Annotated in this window: 7 protein-coding genes; 6 read left to right on the top strand and 1 reads right to left on the bottom strand. The window is 38.2% G+C overall.

From position 1 onward, the window contains the following. Window positions 1-113: 113 nt before the first annotated feature. From N477_RS23765 to N477_RS23755, 3 genes are all read left to right on the top strand, one after another. A complete protein-coding gene (locus N477_RS23765; RefSeq protein ID WP_063363779.1) occupies window positions 114-446 on the top strand; it encodes a hypothetical protein in 333 nt (110 codons plus the stop codon). A 150-nt stretch (window positions 447-596) separates the two neighbouring features. Beyond that, entirely contained in the window at window positions 597-1,061 is a 465-nt protein-coding gene (locus tag N477_RS23760; protein WP_063363778.1) for a hypothetical protein, read from the top strand. Window positions 1,062-1,147: 86 nt separating this feature from the next. Next, the gene (locus N477_RS23755) at window positions 1,148-1,591 is read left to right on the top strand and encodes a DUF6678 family protein (RefSeq protein ID WP_063363782.1); all 444 of its coding nucleotides are present in this window, start codon (window positions 1,148-1,150) and stop codon (window positions 1,589-1,591) included. 67 nt (window positions 1,592-1,658) lie between these two features. Here N477_RS23755 and N477_RS23750 read toward each other — a convergent pair whose 3' ends face one another. Continuing rightward, window positions 1,659-2,876: an alpha/beta hydrolase family protein gene (locus N477_RS23750; protein WP_063363777.1), complete on the bottom strand. Its 1,218-nt coding sequence runs from the start codon at window positions 2,874-2,876 to the stop codon at window positions 1,659-1,661. 973 nt (window positions 2,877-3,849) lie between these two features. Here N477_RS23750 and N477_RS23745 point away from each other — a divergent pair. The 3 genes from N477_RS23745 to N477_RS23735 all read left to right on the top strand — a co-directional run bounded on the left by N477_RS23745 (window position 3,850) and on the right by N477_RS23735 (window position 6,480). Further along, the gene (locus N477_RS23745; RefSeq protein ID WP_063363776.1) at window positions 3,850-4,044 is read left to right on the top strand and encodes a hypothetical protein; all 195 of its coding nucleotides are present in this window, start codon (window positions 3,850-3,852) and stop codon (window positions 4,042-4,044) included. A gap of 262 nt (window positions 4,045-4,306) precedes the next feature. Next, entirely contained in the window at window positions 4,307-5,155 is an 849-nt protein-coding gene (locus tag N477_RS23740; protein WP_196760688.1) for an enoyl-CoA hydratase-related protein, read from the top strand. A gap of 17 nt (window positions 5,156-5,172) precedes the next feature. After that, a complete protein-coding gene (locus N477_RS23735) occupies window positions 5,173-6,480 on the top strand; it encodes a PLP-dependent aminotransferase family protein (RefSeq protein WP_081216597.1) in 1,308 nt (435 codons plus the stop codon). Window positions 6,481-6,535: the final 55 nt, after the last annotated feature.

Below are 6,535 nucleotides of genomic sequence, written 5' to 3'. Positions count from 1 at the left end.
ATTATTTAGGAAACAAGGCCCTATCGAACTAGAAGTGATCAAATTCGATGATTTAAAAATGTCAGATGCTTTCTGGCAGAACTTCGAAAAAAAGCTAAAAAAAGGGTTGTAATATGAAAAGAAATCTATTTATTGGACTACTCACTGTAGCTATTTCTTTTGGTGCCAATGCGAGTCCGTGGACCAATGCATATGGAAAAATCAGTAATATTCAAGTATGGGCGAATGGTAGTGATCCGTATGGAGTTTGGGTTACTTTAGAGAGCGACTCCGACATTTCAAGCGATTGTAGTCTGACTTATTATTTACAACATAACGCTTCGAACAAAGATATCGTTTATAGCAGTTTGCTTACAGCAAAGGTATCTGGCGGTAAAGTTAATATACAAACAGATAAAAGTAAGAACGCTACAGGCTTGTGTCGAATTCATAAAGTTCTTTTTTAGAGGAATATATTTAAGGTTTAAAAGTCAATAAAAGCAACAAAGAAAAGCAACAAAGGACAGGCACAAATTGCGTTGATTTGAGCTCAGTAAATACGGTGGTTCTGTTTAGTGGTAGTGAGTAGCTATATAATAAGGCGTTAAGAGGCAAAGATGGTTAGAGGGATAATTTATATTTTTACCATTTTTTACAGCAGTATGAGTTTAGCTGAAACCCTGCTTTCGGCTGAGACAGATGCAAACAAATTTTATAAAGGGTTTCGAGAACTTGTGTTAGCTAACGAGCGAAACAAAGTGTCAGAACTATTTGCCTATCCGTTTTCTAATCAAGTCAGAACTAAAGCAGAACTCCTCGAACAGTACGAAACAGTTTTTACTGAGCACTTGGTTTCACTAATAAAGTGTACATACACTTTAGAGCAAGTTGGGTGGCGCGGTTATATGCTTTCGGCAGGTGCACTTTGGGTTGACGGTCAGTACTTCGGTGACATAAATCCGATTAAGGGGTCACCATCCTATGTTGATGACACAAGAGCAAAGGTGGCAGATACTCAAAACTGGTTCATGCGTATTCAAGGAGTTAACCAAGATGTGGGTAAGTGCGAAAATAATTCTTAACAAGTTAATTATAAAGGAAGTTTTTACAGTGTTGCTTCGCTCTAAAACGTGTGAAAATTCGCAACATTAAAGCTTTAGGTGTTGCTATGAGTTTGCTACCAATGGTGGATTTTTGCCCCGAAGGTATAGATAAAAACAAGCTACTGAAGGAAGTTAAAACTAAGCAGCTAGTGGGTTTGTGTAACAATACAAAATGGAACGAAATACTCACTAGCTTTAGACATAATGAATGGACTGTAAGTAATCGCTCCAAATGGATTAACGGTTACATTTCTGAGTGGGAAAATGACTGGTACTATCATCTTCCTTTTCCATTCTTAGGTGTCGAATGGTTTGATATTTCTTACGAAAAATATACTTTTAAAATTGAAGGTGGTGGCAGACATGAAACAGTAACAAACCTAAAAAACGACATTCTCAAGTTTATTGAATCTGTTGGCGTTGAATATGAAGAAAATGAAAGTTTTGTAAGAGTTTGGGGGTATGCCCCAAAATGCTATAAAAGATTTAGTGAAATTAGATGCCTTTGATCTAAGCTCACATAAACATTTTTGTTTGCTAACAGTACAGCGTTAAAAACAGCTAATGCGTGTATATTCAAAATGTCTGTTGTAACCAGTCCTTTAATTCATAGTAGGTACAGAGCATGAACGGTTGTGGCGATGACTCCTCAGAATTGCAGTCAAAAACTTTGAAGCTAAAATCATCTCTGGACAAATTTGCTGGTGGTTTAAAATCCCCTTTATTGTTATCAAGGTGATGCTCAAAGAAACCTGTGCTCAGGTTGGCCACATCCATAATCGCTTTGAAGTTATTATCTATTTGCTGTGTTGATTGCGGTTGCTGAATCATCTCCTTGAAGACGACAAAGTCGGTGAAAGACACGTGATTGAGGTCTTCAAAAATGGCAACATAGCCCTTGTTTTTTACGTTGACGAAAATTTCGCTGAAGTATTCCTCGTCGGCGTGCACATACATAAAGGGTTGCTTAATAGTCAACCCTTTACTATTGAAAACCGTGCCGTCGAGGTTAATGATGGCATCGACTTTGTCCGATTGTGCTGCGCTGTGAAAAGCGGCTGCACCCCCATAAGAATGACCAATTATGCCGACTTTATCAGAAATTTTGTTGTAGAAAACACTCCCTGATTTTTGGTTTTTTTGCTGTAAGTGTTCAAGAACAAAGAGCTGATCGGCGCTCCATATCGCCAAGTCACTTCCTAGGTCATCACGGGGCAATTCTATGGTCAGCTTAGTCTTTGAATTAGGCGGAGTGTAGTGAGATGAGCCAAAAGTATGGTTAATAGAAGCGACGAGATAGCCTCTACTGGCAATATACGAAGCCGAGATGACAAACAGCTCCGGATTGAGATAATACCCGTGAGATAAAATTATCAGGGGTAAAGCGCCCGAAGAGGTATCTATTTTGGCTCCTTCAGCGATGTTCCAATTCAACGACCTTAACTTTTCTACTGCTGATGGTTCTGTGGCTTCATCGAAAATAAGTTGGTTAACCCGTGCAAACTTGTCCGGCAAAGCCGCCAGCTTAGTTTCCTTATTATTGATTACTGCGGGGTAAAAAAAACGAACGCCCAGTTGTCTGGGACCCAAATCAAGCGTTCTATGGCCGGTGCGACTGTGATCTTCTAGGTGAACAACAAAGGTCCCAACTGGTTGCTTTAAAGGTAATGATATTGTCTGCTGGTGGATACACAGATTATTTTTGGCTTCAAACTCGCAGCTTTGCACCTTGCTGGTTGTTAGAAATAATATAATTGCCACTGAGAGTAATTTCGCCAGACGTTCAGGTTTCATTGTTTATTCCAATATTCTATTTGTGACTTATTGTACTGAACAGTAATTCCATATTTTACATAACGAGTGTTTGGTAGGAAAGGTAGTAATACCTGTCATCATGGTTAATCACTATGAACAGTTCCCTCTTTTTGATTCCTACAGTAACCTTGGACAGATACAAATTATTGTTAAGCGCACATGCAGCTAAAACTGAGATGAATTAGTATAAGGGGTTTGGTGAGGATAAATTATTTTTAGCCTTTTTCTAACCTAGGGCTTCTTGCTTAATAATATGAATATATTCCTATTTTAATTTTACATCTAATGTAAGGTGATTTTCGATCTTCTTTATTTTGTAAGTTGTTGTTATGTATTAATATTTAAAATTCTTCTAGCTTTTAAAGTTTGCATGTCCATTTTTATTTATGTCTTCTTATTTTATTCCACAAACTGAAACAGTTCATAGGCATGATCAAGCATCCAGAGAGCAGCGTCCCAGTGCAAGATATCTCGTGGCTAAACGTGCAGTCATGATGATAGAACATGTGATTTCAAGTTAGGGAGAGTCAAGGGGCATTCGAATGAGTGATGGGTCGGAATTTACATCGAGTACTTTGGATAATTGGGCCACTAGAATACGCGAAAACATGAGTTTATGAGCTTGTATCGAAATGGCTTTGTTACGCGATTTAGTCGTAGCCACCAAGAAAAAGAATTGGGTTTATATTTGGTTGAACTACTGCAAAGGTACGTGGCATTACAGGCGAAAAGATAGATATTTATAATTATGATCTGCCTCATGATTTTTTTGTTGAACAAACGCTAATGGATTACCTTGAAATAGCATAATTATACTAAATAGTGGCACTAAAATAGGGGAGGTCGCAGTGTCATTTTATTGCAATATGTTACTAAATGTTTATCTTGATGTTCAAAGTTATGTTGTGTATTATTTTTAAATTAATAATAATAAATTCATAAAGGATATAGTGTGAATAACTGTAAGGACGTTTCTCCTAAAGACAATACCCGCTCGATCTATATGATTTTTAACGATTTTGATAAGGATGTAGTAAAAGAGATTTTTAAAGTTGCTTATCTTGCCGGTAGAGAGGATGGGTTAAATGGAATATATCTAGACTATTCATTGGTTTTTGAGGCTATGTTGGCAGCTTATAGAAGGTAATTTCAATATTATATAATGAGGTTTTTTATTGTTAATTCTATATTTAATATATTTAAATATAGAATTTTATTAGTTATTTTTATTTTATTGCATGTTAATTTTTTGCTCTTACATTAATATAATTAGTTGTTGCTGGTTTTTTATAGGCATAAATAGTTTATAACCTGTGTATTGTGGTGCTTTAATTTTAAGGGTGTAAGTAACCTCTAAACACCTGTACAAAAATAGTCATAACGGGTGACCAAAAAGTAAACAGGAACAAATGATGAACTTTGAACATAATAAGGTACTTTACTCCAAGCATAATGGAGTGGCAGAAATCACGTTAAACAGGCCTGAAGTACTTAATGCACTAGATCTTGACGTTCATCGCGCGCTGGCCTCTATATGGCTTGATTTGGAGGCAGATCCATCCATAAGAGTTGCTGTGTTACAAGGTGCTGGAGAGCGCTCATTCAGTGTTGGGCAAGACTTGAAAGAAACGGCTGAACTCAACAAACAAGGTGCTTCGCCTAGCTCCTATGGTAGCCTGGGCCGAGCGGGTTATCCTCGCTTAACGGAACGCTTTGATATAACAAAGCCAATTATTGCAAAAGTGAATGGTTATGCACTGGGCGGGGGGTTTGAACTTGCGCTTGCATGTGACATTATCGTGGCCTCCAACAATGCCGTTTTTGGGCTGCCCGAGGCACAAAGGGGTATGGTGCCTGGAGCTGGTGGTGTGTTTAGATTGATGCGACAGTTACCATGCAAAGTGGCGATGGGATATTTGCTCAGCGGAAGGAATTTGAGTGCGAAGAAAGCGTATGAATTAGGGTTAGTCAATGAAATGGTAGAATCGAATGAATTAGATCAAGCTGTTGCATCATGGACCGCAGATTTACTTCGAGCTTCACCATTATCACTTAGTTCAATAAAGGAAGCAGGGTATTGCTCTATGGACATCTCTTTGCCTGCGTGTTTTCAAACTGTATTTCCTGCAGAAAAAAAACGTTTAGCCGGAACAGACTATATTGAAGGGCCACGTGCTTTCAGTGAAAAAAGGGAGCCCAACTGGGAAGCAGTAGCGCAAGACACAACTGCAAATACGGCTAGTAAAGAGCGAGATTAATTGGATTAAATTTTTGTATGGAAAGTAATTTTAAGCTCAGCCTGAGTGATTTATCTTTTAGTTCAACACCAGAGCTCAAAGTGATGAATTTTCTTAATGAGGTTGCGGGTGAGTTTCCTGCCGCAATTTCATTTGCATCCGGTCGGCCACTAGAAGCGTTTTTTGATGTGTCAAAGTGGTTTGATCAGATTGAACTGTTTGCAAATCATATTAGTAGTAAATCTGGTCTTGATCCACAAGTGGTTACTAAGCAGCTAGGCCAATATGGTAGGACAAAAGGGATTATTAATGATCTGGTAGCCGAGTCTTTGCGTTTGGATGAAAAAGTCACAGTAACTGGTGATGATATAGTGATCACAAATGGGGCACAAGAGGCCATGGTGCTTATTCTGAGCGGGCTGTTTGTTAAAGGAGTTGATGTATTGCTGGTCACCGATCCTACTTATATCGGTATTACAGGCCTAGCGAGTGTATTTGGTATTGATATAGTAGTGATTGAGAGCGATGACGAAGGACCTCGACTTGATTGTTTGCAAAGCAAGTGCAAGCATATATATGAAGCCGGAAAGGTCGCGAAAGCACTATATGTGATCCCTGACTTCAATAATCCAATGGGTCATTCAATGTCATTGGCTCGCCGTGAAGCATTGTTGAGTGTCGCAGATGGGCTCAGCCTAATGTTGATTGAAGACAATCCTTATGGTCTATTTCGATTTGAAAATACTGCATTACCAACCCTGAAATCTTTAGACAGCAAGGGGATAGTTATTTATATTGGCACATTTTCAAAAACCATTTGTCCGGGTCTCAGGGTGGGCTACATTGCCACTGAACTCTGGCTTGATGATAATGAAAAACGACGACTAAGTGATGAATTAACTAAAATTAAAAGTCTGATCAGTGTGAATACCGGACAAGTTGCTCAGGCTATTGTGGGTGGTGTACTGTTGGAACACAATTGCTCGGTTAAGCACTTAATTGCACCAAACATAATCAGGTATAAAAAAAACAGAGATTTACTTTTACATTATTTGGAAGAGGAGTTTATTAGTTCTGGCAGATTTAAAACAGGCGAGGTAAGTTGGAATATACCTGAAGGTGGTTTCTTTATCGTGATTAAATTGCCGATCAGTTTTAATGAAAGTGAAACATATGAATGTGCTCAGGATTATAATGTTATTTGTATGCCACTCAACTTCTTCTCTGTGAACAAACAATACGACAGATACATTCGATTATCTTATAGTTATATAGATGAAGAAGAAATTGCCGTGGGCATTCGCTCACTGGCAGATTTTATAAGTAAAAAATTGCTTGCCAGTTAAGACTCAATGTCATTGTTGGCGACACCAACAATGACACTGTATTTTAGAATAAACA

The organism is Pseudoalteromonas luteoviolacea H33-S (assembly GCF_001625695.1).
Classification (GTDB): Bacteria; Pseudomonadota; Gammaproteobacteria; order Enterobacterales; family Alteromonadaceae; genus Pseudoalteromonas; species Pseudoalteromonas luteoviolacea_B.
The sequence above is the reverse complement of the archived record's forward strand: the minus strand, read 5'-3'. Positions and strand labels throughout refer to the sequence as shown.